Genomic DNA, 21,920 nt, shown 5'->3' with positions numbered 1-21,920 from the left:
CCCCCGCGAGACCGGCTAGGCGTTCCGGACGTTGATTTATCAACGTTCGGAATCCAGCCGGCTACCGCGCTGTAGCATTTATAGCTATATAACAGCAAAGAGGCTGGGTTAATTCCCAGCCTCCTGTTTTTAGTTTAAATTACAATTTTTCGTTTTTTCCACCTTTTCCACCTGACAAATCCACAGGTTTACGCAAGGCTTGCAGAAATCTGTGGATTTATCCGGTGGTAAAGGCCGCAATTTGAAAACCAGCCCTAATTCTTCGCCGTATTTGCTAGGTGGTGGCGCCAGCCCAGCGGGATCACGATCAACAGCGAGATGACGATCAGGACGATTGCCCCAATCACGATGTCGCGGTAGCCACTGTAAAGGATGTTGCGCATCGTCGGGACCAGCGCCCGGGGCAGAGTATCGGCCGTTTCCGCGTTGGACAGCTTGTTGAGCATCGTCATCGTGATGCCGTGATGGGTCTTCACGCCTCGGAAGAGCTGGTTGTTCAGGATTACCCCGTAGGCCGCGGCCATCAGGGTCTGGCTCAGGATCCGGAGCAAATAGCCCATCGAGGTCGCGATCGGGACGTCGCGGAGCTCGGCATCGGTCTGGACGCTGATCTGGAGAATGTTGAAGACCAGGCCCACACCCATCCCCTCAAAGGCCCCCATGGTAAGCAGGAGCCAGAACGGCGCATTTTCACCGGCCAGCAGGACCCCCAAGAAGGCGATGAAGATGCTGGATGCTCCGGCGGTCACGATCCAGTACTTGCCCCAGCGCTCCTGGAGTACTGGCACCAATTCCGAGCCGATGAAGTTCGTGATCGCCCCGGGAATCTGGGTCATCCCCCCGAGCAGGGCACTCAACCCCAAGAGTCCCTGCGCCCACATCGGGATATAGGTGATAAAGGCGATGAAAGATCCCCAAATGATCACGAAGAGCAGGAAGTCGATCACCAGCTCGTGATTTTTGAAGAGCCGGCTCGGCACGATCGGGTCGGCGGCGTGGGCGTCAACCCTGGCCATCCACGCTAACAGAGCCAGGCCAATCAGTACCAGCAGGGCGACGATCCACCAGGCCACCGTGCCGACCAGTTGAACGGCCACCAGGATTGTCGTCAGGCTGGTCACCAGCAGGGCCGCTCCCAGGTAGTCGACGGGCTTGCCGGCCGCCTGCTGACCGGAGTTGCGGTAGAAGAGGCTGATGATCGTGATCGCGATGATGGCGATTGGAACGTTGACGTAGAAGACCCAGTGCCAACTCCAGGTATCGACCAGAAAGCCCCCGAGCAACGGTCCGATGATTGAGGCCCCACCGAAGCAGGCACTGGAAAGGCCCAGAACCTCCGCCCGCTTGCGCAGGTTTTGGTAAATCTCGGCAAAGACAATGAAGGGAATCGTGTTCATTCCACCGGCGCCGATCCCCATGACCGTCCGGGCAATGATGAACCAAAGGATGTTCGGCGCCATCCCCTGAAAGATCGCTCCGACCATGAACAGCGTCGTCGCACAGATGTAGGCCACCTTGTTGCCCTTGTGCTCACCAAACTTGCTCCAGAGGGGCGTGGCCACCGCCATCCCCAGCAAAAAGGTGGCCACAATCCAGCCCATGTACTGCAGGGCGTGGAGGTCACTGGTGATCGCTGGCAGGGCCGTGTTGACGATCGTCCCGTCCATGCCGGCCATGATGTTCGACAGCAAGAGGGCCCCGGTTACAATTGTTCGTCGCTGGTTATCTTCCATTTTTTCCTCCCGTTTTATCTAGACTAAGAAAAAGAACTCCTTGCACGCAAGAAGTCCTTTCAAAAAACTATTGTTCATTATAAGGGCTGTCCTCCGAAAAGTATACGCCCTTAGTGATTTTCTTTCAGATATTTACCCAGCCGCTGCCAATCCGCCTGGACAACCGGTTCCAGGCGTCGAACATAAAGAATCGCCGCCGGATGGTACATTGGGAAGATCCGGTAACGTTTCGTGGCCCAACGGTAACCGTTGGAATCCGGATCCGCCTCCTGAATCGGGGATTCGATCAGCTGCCCATGCATTTTCCCGATATTTGCCTTGCTGCCAAGGAGGCGCTGCAAGGCGGTATTGCCGAGCGGTACCAGGATCTGCGGATCAACGAAGTGCAGTTCCCAATCGAACAGGGGCGCAAAGGCACGCACCTCACCTTTGGTTGGCGTCCGGTTCGGCGTCTTCTCCACCTGCTGCCCCGTCTTCTTGTTCTGCACCACTTTGACCGCGTACGGGCGTTGGCGAACCACGCTGGTGATGTAGACGGTCTGGCGGGAATAGCCAATTGACTCAACCAGCCTCATCAGTTCCTGTCCCGAAGCGCCGGAAAAAGGAATATTGACCCTTTCCTCGTGCCGACCGGGTGCCTCCCCGATCAGCATCAGTTCGGGGTGCCGCGGCCCTTGACCTGGGGTAAAGCCCGCCAGTTGCCGGCCCCGCGTCGCCTTTTTCACCGCTGCTAGCAGCTCTTGTGGATAGCGAATGATCATCCGCGCACCCCCGTCAGCCGTTATGGCGCCACTTGCTGTCGGTCAGGATTCGGGCCGCCACCAGGCCGAGCGGCAGGAAGAGGATGATCAAAACCGCCTTGGTGATCCACAGGGCACCGACGCTGATCGAGGTCAGGCCGAGGTTGTACATCCCCCGGTAGAGGTAGAGCCCCGGCACCATGATGACGATCGAAGGAACGGTGATCGAGATCTGTGGATAACGGACCTTGCGTTTAACGATCGAGGCCAGCAGCCCAGCAATCAGTGCGCCGATAAAGGCTGCCGCTCCCGCCGGCATCCCGATTAGGTCGACCAGTTCCAGGCGGGTCGTGTTGGCCACCGCCCCGATCAGGCCGGCAATGGCCGCCATCTTCGGCGTGCTGTTAAACATAATTGAGAAGCCGAAAACCCCGCAGAAACTGGCCGGGATCCGCAAGAGAAGCAGAGCCGTGGCCGACAGCGGCAGGGCGGCGAAGTTTTCCGGCCGCAGGTTCACCGCCAGGGCCATAATCCAGCCCACCAGGGTCGCCACCAGGATGATGGCGATCGCGTAGGTCATCCGCTCCAGCCCCGAGCGCATGTCGAGCTTGGAGATGTCCAGGCCGCTGGTGATGAATGGGAATCCGGGGATGATGAAGAGCATCGCCCCGATGTAGCCGGCCTCATGACGGGAGCTGACGCCCAGCCCTAGTTGCAGGAGACTAAGTGAAAGCAGGTAGGTCAGGCAGGCCACCGCGACGGCCACCGCGACGCAGGCGAAGAGCGTGATGTGGCGGTCAATCAGCTTGCGGCGGACATAGTTACCGAGCCCCGCGCCGATAAAGCTGCAGACCATTTCGATCGGTCCCCCACCGAGAAGAAAAACGAAGGCGCTGCAGGCCAGTGCCGCCGCCAAGCCCACTTGATAAGGGGCGTAGTTGCCCTTGGAATGGGCGATCGTCTCCAGGCGCGAATGGATCTCACCAATCGTCAGCTCGTCACCGTGTTCGTCAAACTCGTCGATGAAGCGCTCCATCTTAGATAACTTGGTCGTGTTGACCCCCGTGCTGGGCAAAGAAACCGCCTGGGTGTAGCTGTGGTGAGCGTCCATACAGGTGTACTCCAATGATACTAGGCCGATGTCGACGGTGCAGGTCATCTTCAGCTTCCGGGCCACGGTGTTCATCGAGTACCGAACTCGCCAGGCCCCGGTTCCGTACGAGAGCATCATCAGACCGATCCGCCCGACGATCGCCGCCCGTTCCACCAGATTAGCCTCGCTGGCCGGCGTGAAGTTATCGTTCGTGAAGAAGTCCTGCCACGGGATCGCCATGTGGTGCTTGTTGGACAGGTGCCGTGCTGGTTCAAATTCAGACATTAGTTCGTCATTTTTGCTCATGACTAGTGTATTTCTCCCATCGTCTAATATTCCAATCCGTCAGAAGTCACTAATCATTATACGACCCTTGTCAAGCCTTGGCACCCTAATCATCCAGGCGAATCTGATGTAAGCGATTCACGAAATTCTGCTCGTCTTCGCTTAAGACATAGCCCTCCCGCATGGCCACGGAAATGTAGAAACGCTCCGGGACCGGGTCGGTCAATTCTAGGACCTTGATCCCCGGCTCGTTGATGGCCGCGTCCCGAACCAGGAGACTGATCCCCAGGTTTTGCCGGACCAGCTCCTTCACCCAGGAAATGTCCGGCAGCCGGTAGACCATCACCTGCGGCTTGATCCGGCTGTAGGTACAGTAGGCCTGGAAAGCCGCCTGGTGGATGTACTGCTGGTCAAAGTTGATGAAACGCTCGTTGGCCAGTTCCTTGAAACTGACGCGGTTGCGGCGGGCCAGGGGATGGTGGTCACTGACGACGATGCCAAAGGGCCGGGTGGTGATCAGGTCCGCGAAAACCCCGGGCTCCTTAATTGGGGCGGTCGAACCTAGGATAGCAATGTCAATCTTTCCACTGCGAATCTGGTTGAGCAGGTCCCGGGAGCCCACCGAGGTGATCTTCAGTCGGGACAGGAGATCCCCCGAAAATTCCTGGACGATCCGGGAAATGTAAAGCTTCCCGATGATCGGCGGCAGGCCGAAGCGGATCTGTTTTTGGTTGGCCCGGGAAATTTCCTGGTGGGCCAGGTCGATCCGTTCGTTGATCAGCCGGGCATTTTCGAACAGGAGCTGGCCACTTCTGGTAATCATTTCGTCCCGATGCCCCCGGTCCTTACGCACCAGCTGGGCATTGAATTCTCGCTCCAGGCGTTGGATGGCTTGGGTAATCGTCGGCTGGGACACCTGAAACTGCTTGGCTACTTGGGTGTAGTTCTTATATTTAACAAGGGCGACAAAATACTGTAAGTCACGCGTGTTCATCTCATTCCTCCGTCTCGGCAATCATTTCACCGTATCAATAGTCAGCTCCCATTATAGCAAATTTAAAAACACGCGAATGCGATTTGAATCGCTAATTCGCGTGTTTTAGTAGTTAGATGTTATGTTTTACCACATACCAATGACCTTCATCCAGAGACTGCCGATCCCGATCCAAACGACCAGGTAGAAGACCCCGAGGATCAGGTTTAGCGACCACCGCTTCGACTGCGGCACGTAGCCGGAACCGAAGAGCACCGGTGCGGGGCCGGATGCGTAGTGGGTCGTGGAGGCCATCAGGTTACCGAAGAAACCGAGCAAGAGGGCCGCCAGCATTGGTGGCACGTTAGCGGAGATGGCCACGGCCAAGAGGGCACTGTACATCGCCGTAACGTGGGCCGTCGAGCTGGCAAAGAGATAGTGGCTGTAAAAGTAGAAGACGATCAGGATGATCAGGACTAAGACCCAGTTCATCCCGTGCAACGAGCCGCTGATTGCCTTACTCAGCCACGGAATGAAGCCGAGGGTGGTCAGTGAGCCCGCCATCATTACCAGGACGGAGAACCAGGTCAAAGTGTTCCAGGCCCCGGTCTCGTGCAGGACGTCCTGCCAGCTCAGCACCCCGGTCAAGAGCAGCAGGGCCAGCGCAATGAAGGCCGCCAGAGTAGCGTCGATTCCGATGAAACTCCCGGTGATCCAAAGCAGGAGGGCGACGACGAAGACGACTGCCATGATCTTTTCCGGCAGGGTCATCGGGCCCATCTCTGCCAACTGCTTATCCGCCCATTCCTTGGCGTTCGGCGTTTCCTTGATTTCCGGTGGATACATCTTGTAGATCAGCCACGGCACGACGATCAGGGAAATGATGCCGGGCACCAGGGCGGCCAGGAACCAGCCCATCCAGGTGATGTTCACGCCGCTCCCCTTGGCCAGCGTCTGGACCAGCGGGTTGGCGGCCATGGCGGTCATGAACATGGCCGCCGTGATCATGTCACCATGGTATTCGGCAAAGATCAGGAAAGAACCGATCTTCCGCTCCGTCCCATCTTTCGGGTCGGAACCAAAGGACTGAGACAGCGATTCGATGATTGGGTAGAGCACCCCACCGGCACGGGCCGTGTTACTTGGCGTGGCCGGGGCCAGGATCAGGTCAACACCGATCAGGGAGTAAGCCAACCCCAGCGTCCGCTTCCCAAAGGCCTTCACAAAGTTCAGAGCGATCCGGCGGCCCAGGCCGGTCTTGATGAAGCCCCGGGCGATGAAGAAGGCCATGGCGATCATCCAGATTGAGGCGTTTCCGAAGCCGACAATCGCCTTTTCCATCGGAACCGTCTGGGTTAAAACAGTCAGGGCAAAGGCAACGATGGAGACCCCACCGATCGGCAGGGGTCGGGTGATGCAGGCGATGATCGTACCGACAAAGAGGGCAAACATGTGCCAGCCGGCAACCGGCACGGCCGCGGGCTTGAGTGGCGTCATCAGCCAGAGGGCGATCCCCACCACCAGGGGCAGGATGAAGCCCTTATAGTTAACGTGTTCTAATTTTTTCATTTTCCAATTCTCTCTTAAATGTCAATGATTGCTGTGCGGGGGCAATTCCCCATTTGCCTTAATGTTCGCCGCGAACGTACAGGGTTACCTGCTGGCCGGCCTGCCGCCCAAAGACGATCGTTTCGGCAATTGAATTACCACCAACCCGGTTGTTTCCGTGCAGGCCACCGGCAACTTCACCAGCTGCAAAGAGTCCAGGGATCACGTCACCATTGCCGTCCAGAACTTGTGTCTTTGGCGTGATGTGGATCCCACCCATCGTGTAGTGAATGGCTGGTGCGATGTGGATAGCGAAGAAGCCCGGCTTGTCAATGCCCCGGTCCATTCCAGTCGTCCGGTTAAATGCAGCATCGTCGTGGTTAGCCACGGCCGTATTCCAGGTCTTGACCGTCTCTTCCAGGACGGCCGGATCCATCTTCAGCTTATCCGCCAGGTCCGCGATCGTGTCGCCGTGAACGACCAGGCCAACCTTGTCATAGAATTCGATTGCCTTAGCCCGGTCACGGATGCCCTGATCGAAAATCAGGTAGGCACTGTGCTCTGGCAGGGCCGTGATCGCGTTGGAAACGATCTTCCGGGTGTTCAGCTCGTTGACGAACCGCTTCCCTTCGGCGTTGACCAGAATGGCTCCTTCGCCACGAACGGCCTCACCGATCAGGTAGACGTGCGGGTGGTCCTGCTGAACAGTTGGGTGAACCTGAACCAGATTCATCTGCATCAATTCGGCACCGACATTTTCGGCCAGCTTTAACCCGTCACCGGTCGCCCCCGGTTGATTAGTCGTCTTGTAGTCCTTCAGGTCGGGACGGAAGCGTTCGATGTATTCCTTAGAAGCCCCGAAACCACCGGTAGCCAGGATAACCGCCTTGGCGTTGATCGTCTTGATCAGGCCGTTGGCATTAACGTGCACCCCGTTAATCCGACCGGTGTCGTCCCGGAGCAGCTTGGTGACCTTGGTCTGGTTGAAGACCGGAATCTTTTCTTCAGCGACCACTCTCAACAGGCTCTTGACCAGGAAGCCACCGATTGGCGCCATGCTGGCCGGACGGTGGGTCCGCTTCTTGGACATCCCTCCGGTCACGGTGATGTCATCCAGTTTGATGTCGTGGTCAGCCAGCCAGTCGATTGCTGGCGCGGTGTGGTAGACGAAGTAGCCGAGCATGTCCTTGTCGTTGAGCCGGCCCCCGTCCTTGTAGGTTTCGTGGTAGAAATCGGCAACGTTGTCGATCACCCCGTGCTTTAGTTGAACGTTGGTTTCGGCAGCGTTCATTCCAGAAGAGGCCCGGTTGGTGTTTCCACCCAGCTGCTCTTCCTTTTCAAAGACGGCAACTTTCATCCCCAGCTCATGAGCCTGGATGGCGGCGGCCAGACCAGTCCCACCGGAACCGATGATGACGGCATCGTAGCTGTCCTCTAATTTGCTAACGGATAATGGTTGAAATTCTTCTGCCATTGCGCTTTGCTCCTTTTTTAATTAATCCTGACGATCAACATTGGTCATCTTGAGCATGTCCATCCATTCGTCGTACTGGGCCTCGGTAACCTTGCCGGACTTCAATGCCGCTTCCTTCAGCGTGCTGCCAGCCTTGTCAGCGGCCTGGGCAATCTTGGCGCTGTCATGGTAGCCGATGTGTGGTGACAGGGCGGTCACGGTCATCAGGGAGTTGTCAACCAGTTCGGCCATCCGCTTTTCGTTGACGGTCAGGCCGTGGACCAGCTTGTCCGCAAAGCCAGTGATCGTCCCAGTCAAGAGGTCGGCGGATTCCAGGAAGGCGTCGATCATGACTGGCTTGTAAACATTCATTTCAAAGTTCCCCTGGGAAGCGGCCATCGTAACTACGGTATCGTTCCCAAAGACCCGGATGGCAGCCATCGTAACGGCTTCCGCCTGGGTTGGGTTAACCTTCCCTGGCATGATGGAGGAACCCGGTTCGTTGGCCGGAATGTTCAATTCATCGTAGCCGGCCCGGGGACCAGAAGCAAGGAAACGCAGGTCCTGGGCAATCTTGAACATGTCGGCGGCCAGGGTCTTCAGGGCACCGTGGACAACGTCTAAGCCGGAGTGGTTGGCCAGGCCAAAGAACTTATTGCTCTTGGCGGTCAGGTGCAGGCCGTAAACTTCACTCAGCTTTTCGGCAATCTTTTCCGGCATGCCAGGGGCGGCGTTCAGTCCGGTCCCAACGGCGGTTCCACCGATGGCCAGTTCGTTCAGCGTTGGCTCCAGAGTCTTGATGTAGTCCAAATCGTGTTCCAGGGCAGCCACGTAGCCAGAGATTTCTTGGCCAAACGTCAGCGGAACGGCATCCTGCAGGTGGGTCCGGCCAACCTTGACCGTCTTCCAGTACTTGTCCTGCTTAACCTTCAGCTCGTCGATCATGTGTTGAACGGCCGGCTTCAGCTTATCTAAGGCCTCCAGGGCCACCACGTTCATGGCCGTTGGGAAGGTATCGTTGGAGCTTTGACCCTTGTTGACGTCGTCGTTTGGCAGAATCTCAATGTCCGGGTTGAGCTGGTGGGCCTTGTGGGCAACTACTTCGTTCGTGTTCATGTTGGTTTGAGTCCCGGAACCAGTCTGGTAGACCTTCAGTGGGAAGTCACGGCGCAGTTCCTCGTCGCTTAATGACAGCAGCTCGTCGATGGCTTGGACAATCAGTTCACCCTTTTCGGTGGAAATTGCCTTGGTTTCCATGTTCGCCTGAGCAGCGGCCTTCTTGATGTTCAGCAGGGCGCGGATGATGGCGAGAGGCATGTACTGGCCAGTCGGGAAGTTGTGGCGACTCCGCTCCGTCTGTGGTCCCCACAGGGCATCGGCGGGAATTTGAACGGGGCCGAGAGTATCTTCTTCAGTACGGTATTCTGTCATTTTGAAAACCTCCAAATTAATTTAACAATCAGTGCTATGATGTAGATTGTGAAATGCTACACATCATTTACACCACTATCCTACCGCCCGAACCAGGGCATAGTCAAACCTTTAGCACTTCATAAAATTCACTTATATCAATTCTTGTAAGCACTATCACAGCTGGCTTTTACCAGGGAACTAATTATTTTTTCACAAGCCAGTCAAATAAAAAATCCCAAGAAAGTGTTAAATTAATTTCTTGAGATTTTTGTAATTTAAGATCAAGATCACAAAGTAATTACACGATTCAGTGAAAAAAGAGAATTACTTGTCGTTTAATTTCAAAGTGATCACGAAAGCCAGTGAATGGTCGGCATACTTGGCGCTGATCTTGCCCTTCATCAGCTTGATCAGGTACTGGGCCATCGAAAGGCCGATTCCAAAGCCGCTCTTGCCGTTCTTGGTGTGGGACTCGTCGGCCCGGTAGAAACGTTCAAAGAAGCGGTGGTAGTCCTCGTTTTCGCCTTCCTTATAGGTGTTGGCGACGGTGATCATGGCGTTCTTGGTGTGCTTAGCCGGTTGAACGATCATTCGGATGGTCCCCTGGGGATCGCAGTACTTGTTGGCATTGTCGAGCAGGATGTTGAAGAGCTCGCGCAGGAGGTTCTCATCCCCCGTCACCACCAAATTCGGGGCAATCTTCGTCACGAATTGCTTGTCCCCTGACTTAGCCACACTGGAAAAGCTCTTGCTAACGTCCTCAGCGAGCTTGCTGATGTCAACCGGGGCCATCGTGATGTCCGGCTGTTCCTGCATCCGGGCCAGGGAAACCAGATTATTGATTAGTTTGGTCAGGCGATCAACTTGCTGGCGGGTGCTCTTAGTCCACTCGTTTTCTCCCCCCAGCAGCTCCTGCATCTCCGTGTTGGCGGCGATGACCGTCAGCGGCGTCTTCAATTCGTGGCTGGCGTTGGTGATGAACTGCTTTTGCCGGTGCTCGGCCTGGATGATCGGTCGGATCGCCCGCCGTGAATAGAGTGTCAAAAGCAGGGCGTAAAGAAGCAGCACAATCACCCCAAGCAGGTTGCCGGTGTGCATTAGCTCGGTCGTCCGTGCCATCAGCAGCGACTCATCCAGGAAGACCACGGTGGTCGCCTTCTTTTGCTTGCGAACCCGGTAGGCGTAGGTCACCCCCTGGTAGCGCAATTGCCCGTTCTTTAAATTGCGTTTGACCGCCCGTTGTGCCAGCCGTTTGGCGGTCCGGGGGCCGATGCTGGTAATATGATCATCCTCAACGCTGGTCAGCTGATCGGCCCGGTCAAAGGTGACGCTGAAATAACGGTACTGTTGAAGGCCTTCGCGCGTGTACTGCGGCTGCGGGTAGTGCTTCGTCTGTCCACCGCTTGGCAGCTGACCTTCGTTATCCACCAGGATGGTTAAGACGTTGTTTATTTCCTGGCGGGCGTGGTAGTAGGTCAGCCCGCAGATGCTGCCGACAATCGTCATGATGACCACCAGCAGGGCTGTGGTCGACATCGCAATGAACTTATAGCGAAACTTTTGGATCATTTACTGGTCACCGCCTGCTCAATCGAAAAGGGGCCGCCTTTTTCACCGACAATCGTCACGGCCGAACGGATCGACTGCAGCTTTTGCCGGAGATAGGAGATGTTGATCCAGACGTCCTCGGCGTCGGCCTCCTCATCGGACCAGACGTGGTTGACCAGTTCCTCCGCCGTCAGGCTCTTGCCGGCGTTTAAGATCAAGTACTGAAGCAAACGGCTCTCCTTCCTGGTCAAGCTGATTGAATTGTGGCTTTCCAGGGATTGATCGTTGCTGTTTAGGGTCAGGTCACCAAACTGGATGACGTCGCGGTTGAATTCCTCACTGCGGCGCTCCCGGGAACGCAGCCGGGCCAGCAACTCCTTTAGGGAGAAGGGCTTGGTCAGATAGTCGTCGGCCCCCGCGTCGAGGCCGTTCACCCGGTCGTCCTCTTCGCCCATTGCCGTCAACATCATCACGTAGGTTGAATCGCCGCTGGCCCGGATCTCCTTCAAGGCTTCCAGGCCTGTCTTGACCGGCATCATGATGTCTAAAATGATAACGTCATAGGGATTCTCCTGGGCGCGATCGACGGCGGCCTGGCCGTCACCAACCACGTCAACTTGGTAGCCCTTGGTCCGCATGGCGGTTGCCAGGACGTGGGCCAGTTGTTGTTCGTCTTCCGCTACTAAAATTCTCATTGTCCCATCCCCTCATCGTCTTCGTGAATCAGCTGACGAATCGTCTGCATCTGAACGTCGCACGAGGCGAGCTGGTCGGCGCAGTGCTTCAGCTCCCGGCTGATTCGTTCTGGATCTTTGATATCGTGTTTATATTTCATTTCGTGTTCCAGGCTGGCCCAAGAATCCATGGCAATCGTCCGCAGCTGGATCTCGACGAAGAAATGACCGGGATTTTGTCCCTCAATGTCCGTGTACGGGGTCTCTTCGTCCAGAATTAGGTGGTAGCTGCGGTAGCCGTTGGGCTTGGCGTTGGTGATGTAATCCTTCTCCTTGACAATCGTGCACCAATCGGCCTGACGCAACTGGGTCAGGCAGCGGTCGATGTCGTCGATGAAGTTGCAGACGATCCGTAAGCCAACTGCGTCCCGGCAGCGGCGCAGGGCCGACTCGGTCGTGACCGGGTAGCCCTTGCGCCGGCACTTTTCCTCCATGCTGGCGGGCTCCTTGACCCGGCCAATCAGGTGCTCGTATAGTTTCGGTTGGTCGGCCGCTACGACCTGGTCATTCAGTTGTTGGATGCGCATGCGCGTCGTTTCCAGGATCTTGGGCAGAACCTGGTCGTAAGAACCATAGATTGACATTTTCCTCACTCCTAATGTTTCCATTATAACAACTCACTAGTTAATAGAAAAAGCCCGCGCCCCGTTTTTACCGAAACTAAAAAGGCTTCCGGAAATCTTCCAGAAACCTTAATCATTTATTCGTCAATTGTGACCTTTTCCATCACAACGTCGTCCTTCGGCTTATCCATCTGGTCGCGGGCCACCTTGCTGATCTGCTGGACGACATCCATGCCGGAGACCACCTGACCGAAGACGGTGTGGCGGTGATCCAGCCATGGTGTCCCGCCGACCTTGGCGTAGTGATCAATTGCCTCTTGCGGGAAGCCGGCCGCCTTCATCTGCTCAACCATGTTGGCTGGCACGTGCTCGTTAGAAACGATGAAGAACTGACTGCCGTTGGTGTTCGGGCCGGCATTGGCCATTGAGAGGGCCCCGTTGAAGTTAAACAGTTGGTCGGAGAATTCGTCCTCAAAGGCGTGGCCATAGATGCTTTCGCCACCGCGGCCGGTTCCAGTGGGGTCCCCACCCTGGATCATGAAATCCGGAATTACCCGGTGAAAGATCACACCATTGTAGTAGCCCTTTTTAGCCAACTCAACAAAGTTCTTGACTGTCTTGGGAGCCAGGGTGTCAAAGAGCTGAACCGTGATCGTCCCCAGGTTGGTCTTGATTTCGGCCTTTGGACCCTTCACCTGGTCCAGTGCTAGTTGTGGATAATCCATTGTCATTCCTCATTTCATTTTTCTTTTAATCATACCACGGGACTAGTCGTCCTGGCTAACCCGCAGCACGCAGGCGCCCTTGATATCTCCCCGCTTAACGTACTTCAGGGCCTCGTCGGCACGATCAAAAGCGTACTCGTGGACCTCAGGGTGAATATCGAGCCGGTCAGCCAGGGTTAGGAACTCCTCGCCGTCACGCCGCGTGTTGCTCTCAACACTGGTGATCGTCTTTTCGTGGAAGAGGTGCTTCTGGTAGTTAAGGGCTGGCACGTCGGTCATGTGGATCCCAGCCAGGGCCAGGGTACCACCCGGAATCAGGCTCTCCATCGCTGGCAGGACAATGTCGCCAACCGGCGCAAAAATGATCGAGGAATCCAACGGCACATCGGACAGGTCGTAGGCGCCGTGGGCCGAGGCACAGCCGAGCTGGAGGGCAAATTTCCGCGCATCGACACCCCGGGTGAAGACGTGGACCTCAATTCCTTGAGCCAGGGCAATCTGGGCGGTGATGTGGGCCGAGCCACCGAAACCGTAGAGACCGAGCCGGCCACCCGCTGGAACGTTGGCCCGTTCAAAGGCTCGGCAACCAATGATCCCAGCGCAGAGCAGTGGCGCTGCCTCTAAAGAATCAAACTTCTTTGGGATCCGGTAGGCAAAGCCCTCGGGCACGGTGACGTATTCGGCATAGCCGCCGTCGTGGTCCCAACCGGTGTAGACGGAGTGCGGGCAGAGGTTCTCCCGGCCGGACCGGCAGAACTTGCAGACTCCACAGGCGTGCCGGAACCACGGAATCCCGATCCGCTCGCCGAGGCTAAAGCGCTGGGTCTCCGGTCCCTGGGCAACGACCCGGCCGACGATCTCGTGACCCGGGGTGACGTGCTCCTGGTGCACGGGCAGGTCACCCTCCGTGACGTGGAGGTCGGTGTGGCAGACCCCGCAGGTCAAAACCTTGACCAAAACTTCACCCCGGCCCGGCGTCGGCACCGGCTTCTCTACCATCTTGAGTGGGGCCCGCTCCCCGTCGATTGGCCCCGGCGTGGTGACGGCCCAGGCCCTCATTGTCTTCGGTAAATCATCCATTTGCTTATCCATGTCTATCAACCTCGCTTAATTGGACTTTACAAGGCTATTGTAGTCCTTTTCACCAGCTTGTGAAGAATTGCGCACCGTTAGTTGTAAATTTCCTGGAGCTGTTCCACCCGGCGGCGCCACTCTTCTTGCTCCTGAGCAAAGTTCGGGGTCCGGTTGATTGACGGATCATCCGAAGCCGCCTCCTGCAGGCCGGTTGTCCCGCCGATGTCGTCAATGATTCCAGCTCCGGCACCGTCCAGCACAACCGCTCCACTCATGCCAGCGTTACGGAGCCGAGATTGCTTTTGCACGCTCTCAACCTTAATTTCGAAGCGCCAACTATCACCAAAGTCATAGATCAGGGTTAACACGTCGCCCGGTTGATACTCGCCCAACCAATGAAGCTCAATGTCCTGTTCATTACCAGCCCCGCTTTCAAATACCGGCAGCTGGAAGTGACGCTTGCCATCACTGAGTTCAAAGAGGTGGCCGCCGTTAGCCCTGAAGCTGGCCAGGATCTGGTAGCAGAGCATGTCCAACCGGGTCGCCCCACTAACCCGCAGCTGACGCCACATGGCCGGCTGATAGTCCGCCAGCGTCACCGTCAGGGTATAGGCATCACCCCGGTAGTGCCGTCCCCGATCCATTGCCTCACGCTGCTGTTCAGCCTGTTGCTGCAGATTGCAAAGCAGCCGTTGCAGGTGGTAGACCCGCTGATGGGAATAGTGATCGTTGATTCCTTGGCCGACCGACTGAACAAACTGGTCGAAGTCCGCCGAAGAGAAGAGCTGCTGGTTGCGCATGAAGCGGCCCAGTTCCCGCAAGGCCGTCCCTAGGCTCCGCATCGCGCTCATACTCATCTGAACATCGTTGAGCTCCTCATAGTGCAGCAAATAGTTGTAAACTAGACCGAGGTCTGCCAGCAACGAGACCCCCTCGCCCTCACAAAAGCTGAGGTAGTCGGCCGCCGCATTAAGATCCCGATCGATAATCTGGTCGCTCTTGTCCCGGTTCGTCAAATAGCGCCGGTAATCATTTAAGAAGAGCTCGCTGACCGCCGTGGCATTCATAACGTCGTTGAGCGAAGCGCTCCGGTACAGATAGGAACGGTTATGCTCGTTCAGCTGCGGATGGGCCGGCAACTGGTAGCGCTGGGCGACATGGTCCTCAAAGCGTTCGATCACCGTTTCCGAATCGCCGGTCTGCGGATTTGTCAGCGCAGTGTTTTCGGCCAGCTGGAGAGCCAGCTGGGCATTCGTCGGCTGCTCCTCCCAGTCGATTGGCGAATTTGGCCCGGTCAACAGGTTCTGGTAGCGCTGCAGCTTTTGCTGGGCCGACGACGAGAGTTGCCGGGTAAATTCAATCTCCTGGAACTGTTGTGACCGGATCATGCTGATCTTGGCGTGTGGCACCGGCAGCTCCCCCAATAATTCAATGAATTCCCGCTTAAAGGCCGTCACAAAGGCCCGGGAATCGTTGAAGCGCTGCGGATGACGGACAATCACCGGCAGGGCCAGCGCATTGTTGACAAAAATAATGAAATCGCCCGCGGAACGGACGGACCAGGTTGCAGGACTGTCAAACTGGTCACGAGCCACCGGACCCGGATTGACATGCAGATGCGCTGCAGTCCGATTTTCAATTGCAATAAACACCCCTACCAACTCCTTTATTTTCTACTATAATAATTGTGACAGAGTTGCCGGCAGAACTCAAACTCTTCCGCCAACTTTCACTAAATCATTAGAATATGTCCGAAAGGAAGGGTTATCGTGAACGAACAATCCCTAGATCTTTTTGACCTGAAACGAATCAAAATTAATCACACCAAGGCGGAGCTAGAACAGATGGGCAAACAGCGTCTCAAGGAAGTCTCCAGCAAAAAGCTGTCAACCTTCGTTCCGGTCAAACGAGACCCCGTGGCCGCCATCAGCCAGACTGAAGCCAAGATGATTCCTGAGCTTTTGCCATTGCGACACCAGCGAATGACCGCCAGCCGCTTCGCTTTCTTCCGCGGCACGGCCGAACTGATGGAGCAAGACATGAAGCAACAATCCCAGAGCGGTATTCCGATCGTCATCTGTGGTGACGCCCACGTCAACAACTTCGGTTTCTATGCCTCCCCCGAACGGAAGCTGCTCTTCGGTCTTAACGATTTCGACGAGGCCCGAATTGGCAACTGGGAGTCCGACCTCAAGCGTCTCCTGGTTAGCATCGAACTGGCCGGCAATGAGAACGGCTTTGCTCCAGACGAGCTCACCAAGGTCCTTGAACTGACCACCAAGACCTACCGCCACGCCATCAAGAATGCCAATAAGCTCTCCCTCCCGGAGGTCTTCTACTTTTCGTTTGAAATCCACGACATGATCAACAGCATCAACCAGTTCGGCGACGCCCCGTCCCAGATGGAAAAAATCCTGCAAAACATCATCAAAAAGAGCCAGCACAGCAACTCTGAGGAGATTGTTCGCAAGATGGGGACCATCAACGACCGCGGCCAGCTGGTCTTCCGGGATAATCCGCCACGCGCCCGGCACCTCAGCCCGCTCCAGTACAAACAGGTGGTTGCCGGCTACGAACACTACCGGGATAACGTTCGCCAGGACATCCGGGTCTTCCTCGCTAACTTCCACATCACTGACATCATCCGTTATAGCGTCGGCGTCGGCAGCTTTGGGACCCGTTGCTACCTCCTGATGCTGACCGGGATCGACGGGTCGCACCTGGTCCTCCAGGTCAAAGAAGCCATGCCGCTGCGCTACAACCTGCTCAATCTCAAGGTCCAGCAGGCGATCGACAACGGGATGCTGGCCGGACGGCGGATCGTCACCGCTCAGCGGGTCCTGCAGTCGACCTCCGATCCCTTCCTGGCCAGCACCCGCTTCGGCAACCGTTCCTACTACGTTCGCCAGTTCCGGGACATGAAGGAATCAATTAAACTGGAGCGTCTCGACCTACCGAGCTACCAGCTGTACTGCCAGACCTGTGCCCTCTGCCTGGCGATGGCCCATGCTCAGAGCCCGACCTCACCAATGCTACGGGGATATTTGCGTCACCAAAAGGCGCTAGACACAGGATTAGCCCAGTGGGCCCATCAATATGTTCAACAGGTTGACCGGGACTTCCAGGCCTTTCAGGAATACGTTCAGAAAAACGATTAAATCGACTTAAAAATAAGAACGGGGACTAGCGAAAAAATGGCTCGCTAGTCCCCGTTCATTTATTTGTCAGCCTTGGCCAATTGCTTGACCGTCGCCAAGTTATTCTTGGCTACCTCGTAATTAGTGGTGATGATCTTCATCAGCTGATCGTCTTCGGTAATCTCTTTATTTTTCTTCGCCCGAATTAGTTCTTTTTCAGCCTCAGCCAGCGTTTCCTTAGTGTCCATCAATACTTTCTGAATTTGGTCGTCGCTTTTCTTTTCTGCCACGTTCATTCATCCCCCAAAATTATTTATCTTGATAATGATAAGCTATTTTTCCTTCTTAGTCGAACCGTAGCGTGCCTGTTCATTAATCTGGCTGCTCTTGCGACGGTGTTTGTGGATAAACTGATCCTCGGCCGCAAAGATGAGCAAAAAGTCTATGAAATTGCGCTTGAAGGCACGTTTAAAGTTTTCCCACCGTGTCGTTTTCATCCTGAATGCCCCGCTTTTCTTGATCTAATTGCTTTAATTTTAAATGGCTAGCTCAGGCCTGTCAAAGCCTTCTCTCCCACTGCAACCGTTTGCACAATAGTAAAAAAAGTGTGGTAGAATATAAAGTATAGCGTAAAGCGCTTACTTTCAAGGAGGTTTTTTTCATTATGGATATTACAAAAGTGCCATTCGGCAGTTTTAAGGGTGATCCCGTTACCAAGTATGTCTTAACCAATGACAACGGTGTTCAGGCCAGCGTGCTTGACTTTGCCGGTCTGCTCCAATCCCTCAAGGTCCCAACCAAGGACGGCGGCAAGGCCGACATGGTCCTGACCTCAGAAAACCTGGATGAATTCACCAACAACGGTTTCTGCACCAACCGACTGATCGGGCGGGTTGCCGGACGAATTGCCGATGGTGAGGTCCAGATCAACGGCCACGATTACAAGCTGGAACAAAATGAAGGCAAGAACACCCTGCACGGTGGAACGAATGGCTTCTATAACCACATTTGGCACGTTGACAAGACGGCTACCACTGCCGACAGCGCCAGCATCACGCTGAGCCTGACCCTGAGCGAACAGGATGACACCTTCCCAGCAACCATCCACGTCACCGCCACCTACACGCTGGACAACGACGACAACCTCTCCTTGAAGTTTGGCGCTACCAGCGACGGCGACACGCTCTTCAACCCAACCAACCACACCTACTGGAACCTGTCCGATGCCAGTGCCAAGACCGTCGATGGTCTGACCCTGCAAGTGAACTCCAAGCACCATCTGGCAGTTGACGACGGGAAGATCCCAACCGGCGAAATGATCGAAAACGCCGGCACGCCATTCGATTTCTCCAAGCCAACCCTGCTGGGGGACGCCCTTAAGCAGATGGCTTCCACGAAGGAGAACGGTTTCGACGACATTTGGGTTGTTGAACCAAGCCTGACTGAACCGGTTGCCACCCTGGAAGACAAGCAGAGCGGCCGGAAGATGGAATTGTACTCCGACCGAAATGCTTTGATCATGTACACCATGAACTCCGACGACTCCGCTGTTTACAACCACGGTGAGGTTCACCCGCACCTTGGGATCGCCATGGAAGCTCAGACCCTTTCGGACGCACCTCACCACCCAGAATTTGGTGACATCACCCTGAAGGCCAACGAAGAAAAGAACTACACGATCAAGTGGCACGTTGAATACTAAAAATTTAACAACTGACTAAAACAACCGTCATTGGCAAAACTTGCGAATGGCGGTTGTTTTTGATTGGTTTCAATGGTGCTATTGGTTTACAGATTCTTGTCCTGAACAATCTTCGTTTGCTTCGAAGCGTCAACCGTCAGCTTCTGGTTGAGCTTCTTAAACTTGTTTTGGGCGTAGTCAGCATTCTGCTGGTTGCACTGGGTCAAGAAGTCCGCAACCTGATCGCTTGGCAGTTGTTCAGCCTGCTTATCATTGGTTGCCAATTGTTGATCCAGATGCTTTTGAACGTGATTCTTAACCGGCACAACGTCTTTGTTGACCAGCTTGTTCTTGTATGGATCGGCCAGAATCCGGGTCATCTTGTAGGTCCAGTAAGCAGAGGTGTTGTCCGGCTTATTGGTCCCTTTCTGGTAGTTGGTTGGCGTGTTGGTGATGTTCGTGTAGAACGGCACGTAAACACTGGTGGCTGGTGAAGCCATCGCTAACCATTGGACACCGGCAATCTCGTCTGGAACGTTGGACCGAATCTGCAGGATGTGTGATTCAACATTGGTTGGAACGTTGATCGGCCGGTAGCCGCCGACCCACTTGCCATTGTTATCATACTTGGTGTTGTTGAAATGCGAGCCCAGAACCTTTTGAACCTTGGTAACCGTGATCTTGTGGTCCGGCGTCATGAACATCGTGAAGTGTTTCTTGGTGATCGACTGCTTCTTGCTTGGCGTCAGGATCCGTTGACCATCCCAAACCCGTGGCCGGTTGTAGACGGCATCTTCCTTACCGTTGGTACCAAATGCTTCCGCCAGATTGATCTGATGACCATTGACGTAGCCCTTCAAATTGTGCTTCTTGACGAAGGAAACCAGGTTCTTTGAGGACATGTAATTGCTTTTCTTGGTATTAACATTGCCGATCATGGTCTGGTTCGGAATAACCGCGTACTTGTTGTTTGGTACCCGCACTGCGGCCCAGTGGTGACCAGAGACGATCTCCATGTACCAGATCGAATTCTTATCGCTGAAGATCACCCCGTTGTTTTCAGCTGAGCCCTTGGTCTCAATGATGTGGCCGAGACGCTTGACCCCGTCCTTAGCAGAGGTGGCATACGGCAAGACCACGTCGAGCATTGACTGCTCCTCCAGGCCGTGCTTGACGAACGGATCCGCCTTCTGGGCTTTCTTGTTGGTGGTGCCGGATTCGGTCGCACTCATGGCGACGTTGCTGCCGTTGATCCCGTCCTCACCAAACTGATCCTGGCCGTCGACCTGCTGCCAGTCCGGCGTGCTCGTGTAGCGCTGCTGGTTGGCCGGCAGTGAGACCGTGAATTGATTGTCCTTTGAAACATACTCGGTCGGGCCATTGCTGTTGGCTGCGTGATAAACATAGTGCTTGGCCCAAGCCGTATCAACGTCTTCGTTCCGTGCGATCATCGTCGACCCGTCGGCGCTGGCCTTTTTACCAACCAGCACGGTCGTACAAGCACTCGCAGAACTGACGGTCCCCATTACCATCCCGAACGTTGCTAAACCTACTAAACATTTAAATCGGTTAACCATGATTCATTCCTCCCTCGTGGTAACGCTTACATTGATAAAGGTACCACCCGTTTTGTGCAGGAACAAACAAGATTGCTGACGATCCCATTTCTTCTGTATTCCCTATACAAAAACGTCGCGACAGATCCGGTTAAGCGTCCGTTGATAGTATATATATGCGACAGTAGTCCCAGTCAAGAAAGTTTATGCAAACAAAAAAATCCGCAATAAATGCGGATTTTTTCATATCTTTTTACTTCCAAAAGCCCCGACTCGCAATCGTTTGGGTGGCCTTAATCGGAATTTGCATTTCGGGGAGGCCCTGCAGCTGAAGATTCAGATACCCAACCCGCTGGCCCTTCTTCACGGGCGCCTCAAGCCGACCCGTGAGCGACTGCTTGCTATGCTTAATGACGACCGTGGGATGCGTTTGCTTCCAAGTAGTATTGCGCGGCACCCAAATCCAAGTCGACTTCTTAGCCAGCGCCAAAGAAACGGTGCGGTGCTTCTTGGCATGAACAATTCGGGTATGCTGAACCCGTTTAGACAACTGCTGAATATTCTGCAATTCTACCGGCTGGTAGGAGGCCGCCAGCTTCTCGTAGAATTCCTTTTGCATCTTCGATTGATTATTCCAGTCGCCCTTGGTGTGCAGGCCCACCAGGATAACCCGGTGGCCCATGTAGGTTCCGGTGGTCACGATGCACTTACCGGCCGCGTCGGTGTTTCCGGTCTTCAGCCCATCAATCTCCCAATCTTTCGGCGCGTAGCCGTTTTGCGGCAGGAGCGCATTGATGTTGACCATCTGGTACTCCTGGCCTTCAGTGATCTTGAAGTTGGCGAACTTCTTCTTGGTGATCTTCAGTGTCTCTGGATAATGCTTGATCATGTATTGTGAAATCAGCGCCAAATCCTTGGCCGACAGCTTGTTCTCGGCATCCCCGTCGACGCCCTTTAATTTGTTTTTACCCAGATCTTTATTCGGCAAGCCGATCATATTATAGATCTTGGCATCGGTAACCCCGGCTTTGCGTGCCATCGCCTGCATCTTCTTGTTAAAAGCGGCGGTACTGCCGGCATCGGCCAAGGCCAGGGCCTCGGTGCTGCCGTCCGCTGAAACGATCATCATCGACTCGGCCAGCTGGCGAACCGTGTAGCTCTCACCGGCATTCAACTGGACATTCGAGAAATGCCAGTCGTTGGCCACCTTGGCAACGGCCGGGGTAATCTTGATCTTTTGATTCCAGCTCAGCTTATGATCGCGAATATCCTGTTCGATCACCGCCAAAGTCAGGATCTTGGTCAAAGAAGCAATCGGGTAGGTCTTATTTGCATTCTTTTGGTAGAGAACCTGACCGGTATCGGCATCAATGGCGTATGCTGCCCGCGCGTCCATGCGGTAGAAAGAGTCAGTGCTGGCACTGGCCACTTTGACTAGTCCTCCCAGGCTCAGATTGATGGTGAGCACTACTAAAAAGCAATAAAATAACTTCCGACCTAATTTATGCATTTCGCTGTCCTTTCACGTTTTAATTTTCCCAACTAATTAGGATAAACCTCCAAATATGAATTATCAGTGAAAAATGATTTACTTTCAAGTTAAATTCAACTGCTACTATCAGGATTATCAGCCAGAATGGTTTATTTTTCCGCCGTTCCCAAGT

The 21,920-nt window shown here is 54.9% G+C and carries 19 protein-coding genes; 2 read left to right on the top strand and 17 right to left on the bottom strand.

Annotated elements, in window-relative coordinates; translation table 11 throughout:
- Nucleotides 1–254: 254 nt before the first annotated feature.
- From OCT58_RS00185 to OCT58_RS00125, 13 genes are all read right to left on the bottom strand, one after another.
- The gene (locus tag OCT58_RS00185; protein ID WP_267200802.1) at nt 255–1,733 is read right to left on the bottom strand and encodes an MFS transporter; all 1,479 of its coding nucleotides are present in this window, start codon (nt 1,731–1,733) and stop codon (nt 255–257) included.
- Between the two features lie 110 nt (nt 1,734–1,843).
- Nucleotides 1,844–2,494, bottom strand: coding sequence for a uracil-DNA glycosylase (locus tag OCT58_RS00180; protein WP_267200801.1), 651 nt, complete (start codon nt 2,492–2,494; stop codon nt 1,844–1,846).
- Nucleotides 2,495–2,507: 13 nt separating this feature from the next.
- Nucleotides 2,508–3,872: a threonine/serine exporter family protein gene (locus OCT58_RS00175; RefSeq protein ID WP_267200800.1), complete on the bottom strand. Its 1,365-nt coding sequence runs from the start codon at nt 3,870–3,872 to the stop codon at nt 2,508–2,510.
- A gap of 85 nt (nt 3,873–3,957) precedes the next feature.
- Nucleotides 3,958–4,845 (bottom strand): LysR family transcriptional regulator, encoded by an 888-nt coding sequence (locus tag OCT58_RS00170; RefSeq protein ID WP_267200799.1) that lies wholly within the window; start codon nt 4,843–4,845, stop codon nt 3,958–3,960.
- A 126-nt stretch (nt 4,846–4,971) separates the two neighbouring features.
- Nucleotides 4,972–6,393 carry an anion permease gene (locus tag OCT58_RS00165; RefSeq protein WP_267200798.1) on the bottom strand — a complete coding sequence of 474 codons (1,422 nt, stop codon included), beginning with the start codon at nt 6,391–6,393 and terminating at the stop codon, nt 4,972–4,974.
- A 58-nt stretch (nt 6,394–6,451) separates the two neighbouring features.
- Nucleotides 6,452–7,846: a flavocytochrome c gene (locus tag OCT58_RS00160; protein ID WP_267200797.1), complete on the bottom strand. Its 1,395-nt coding sequence runs from the start codon at nt 7,844–7,846 to the stop codon at nt 6,452–6,454.
- 21 nt (nt 7,847–7,867) lie between these two features.
- The gene (locus tag OCT58_RS00155) at nt 7,868–9,256 is read right to left on the bottom strand and encodes a class II fumarate hydratase (RefSeq protein WP_267200796.1); all 1,389 of its coding nucleotides are present in this window, start codon (nt 9,254–9,256) and stop codon (nt 7,868–7,870) included.
- A gap of 306 nt (nt 9,257–9,562) precedes the next feature.
- A complete protein-coding gene (locus tag OCT58_RS00150; RefSeq protein WP_267200795.1) occupies nt 9,563–10,807 on the bottom strand; it encodes a sensor histidine kinase in 1,245 nt (414 codons plus the stop codon).
- Nucleotides 10,804–11,481 (bottom strand): response regulator transcription factor, encoded by a 678-nt coding sequence (locus OCT58_RS00145; RefSeq protein WP_267200794.1) that lies wholly within the window; start codon nt 11,479–11,481, stop codon nt 10,804–10,806. Before OCT58_RS00145 ends, OCT58_RS00150 begins: the two co-directional genes overlap by 4 nt.
- Nucleotides 11,478–12,104 carry a GTP pyrophosphokinase gene (locus OCT58_RS00140; protein WP_267200793.1) on the bottom strand — a complete coding sequence of 209 codons (627 nt, stop codon included), beginning with the start codon at nt 12,102–12,104 and terminating at the stop codon, nt 11,478–11,480. Before OCT58_RS00140 ends, OCT58_RS00145 begins: the two co-directional genes overlap by 4 nt.
- A 116-nt stretch (nt 12,105–12,220) precedes the next feature.
- Nucleotides 12,221–12,808, bottom strand: coding sequence for a peptidylprolyl isomerase (locus tag OCT58_RS00135; RefSeq protein WP_267200792.1), 588 nt, complete (start codon nt 12,806–12,808; stop codon nt 12,221–12,223).
- A gap of 42 nt (nt 12,809–12,850) precedes the next feature.
- The gene (locus OCT58_RS00130) at nt 12,851–13,900 is read right to left on the bottom strand and encodes a zinc-dependent alcohol dehydrogenase family protein (RefSeq protein ID WP_267200791.1); all 1,050 of its coding nucleotides are present in this window, start codon (nt 13,898–13,900) and stop codon (nt 12,851–12,853) included.
- A gap of 77 nt (nt 13,901–13,977) precedes the next feature.
- A complete protein-coding gene (locus OCT58_RS00125) occupies nt 13,978–15,534 on the bottom strand; it encodes a plasmid pRiA4b ORF-3 family protein (protein WP_267200790.1) in 1,557 nt (518 codons plus the stop codon).
- Nucleotides 15,535–15,651: 117 nt separating this feature from the next.
- Between OCT58_RS00125 and OCT58_RS00120 the strand changes: the two genes are divergently transcribed.
- The gene (locus OCT58_RS00120; protein WP_438361098.1) at nt 15,652–17,040 is read left to right on the top strand and encodes a DUF2252 domain-containing protein; all 1,389 of its coding nucleotides are present in this window, start codon (nt 15,652–15,654) and stop codon (nt 17,038–17,040) included.
- Between the two features lie 59 nt (nt 17,041–17,099).
- On the opposite strand, the gene OCT58_RS00115 is transcribed toward OCT58_RS00120, so the two are convergent.
- Nucleotides 17,100–17,309, bottom strand: coding sequence for a hypothetical protein (locus OCT58_RS00115; RefSeq protein WP_267200789.1), 210 nt, complete (start codon nt 17,307–17,309; stop codon nt 17,100–17,102).
- A 42-nt stretch (nt 17,310–17,351) separates the two neighbouring features.
- Entirely contained in the window at nt 17,352–17,516 is a 165-nt protein-coding gene (locus OCT58_RS00110) for a hypothetical protein (RefSeq protein ID WP_267200788.1), read from the bottom strand.
- Nucleotides 17,517–17,683: 167 nt separating this feature from the next.
- Between OCT58_RS00110 and OCT58_RS00105 the strand changes: the two genes are divergently transcribed.
- Nucleotides 17,684–18,721 carry an aldose epimerase family protein gene (locus OCT58_RS00105; RefSeq protein ID WP_267200787.1) on the top strand — a complete coding sequence of 346 codons (1,038 nt, stop codon included), beginning with the start codon at nt 17,684–17,686 and terminating at the stop codon, nt 18,719–18,721.
- A gap of 86 nt (nt 18,722–18,807) precedes the next feature.
- Here the strand turns inward: OCT58_RS00105 and OCT58_RS00100 are convergent, their stop codons facing one another.
- Nucleotides 18,808–20,277 (bottom strand): C69 family dipeptidase, encoded by a 1,470-nt coding sequence (locus OCT58_RS00100; RefSeq protein ID WP_267200786.1) that lies wholly within the window; start codon nt 20,275–20,277, stop codon nt 18,808–18,810.
- A 232-nt stretch (nt 20,278–20,509) separates the two neighbouring features.
- On the bottom strand, nt 20,510–21,766 hold the full coding sequence (locus tag OCT58_RS00095; protein WP_267200785.1) for a D-alanyl-D-alanine carboxypeptidase family protein: 1,257 nt from the start codon (nt 21,764–21,766) through the stop codon (nt 20,510–20,512).
- Between the last annotated feature and the right edge of the window lie 154 nt (nt 21,767–21,920).

The sequence above is a fragment of the Limosilactobacillus kribbianus genome, assembly GCF_026413145.1.
In the GTDB taxonomy this organism is placed as follows: Bacteria; Bacillota; Bacilli; order Lactobacillales; family Lactobacillaceae; genus Limosilactobacillus; species Limosilactobacillus kribbianus.
Note: the sequence above shows the minus strand (reverse complement) of the source record. Positions and strands in the feature narration are given on the sequence as shown.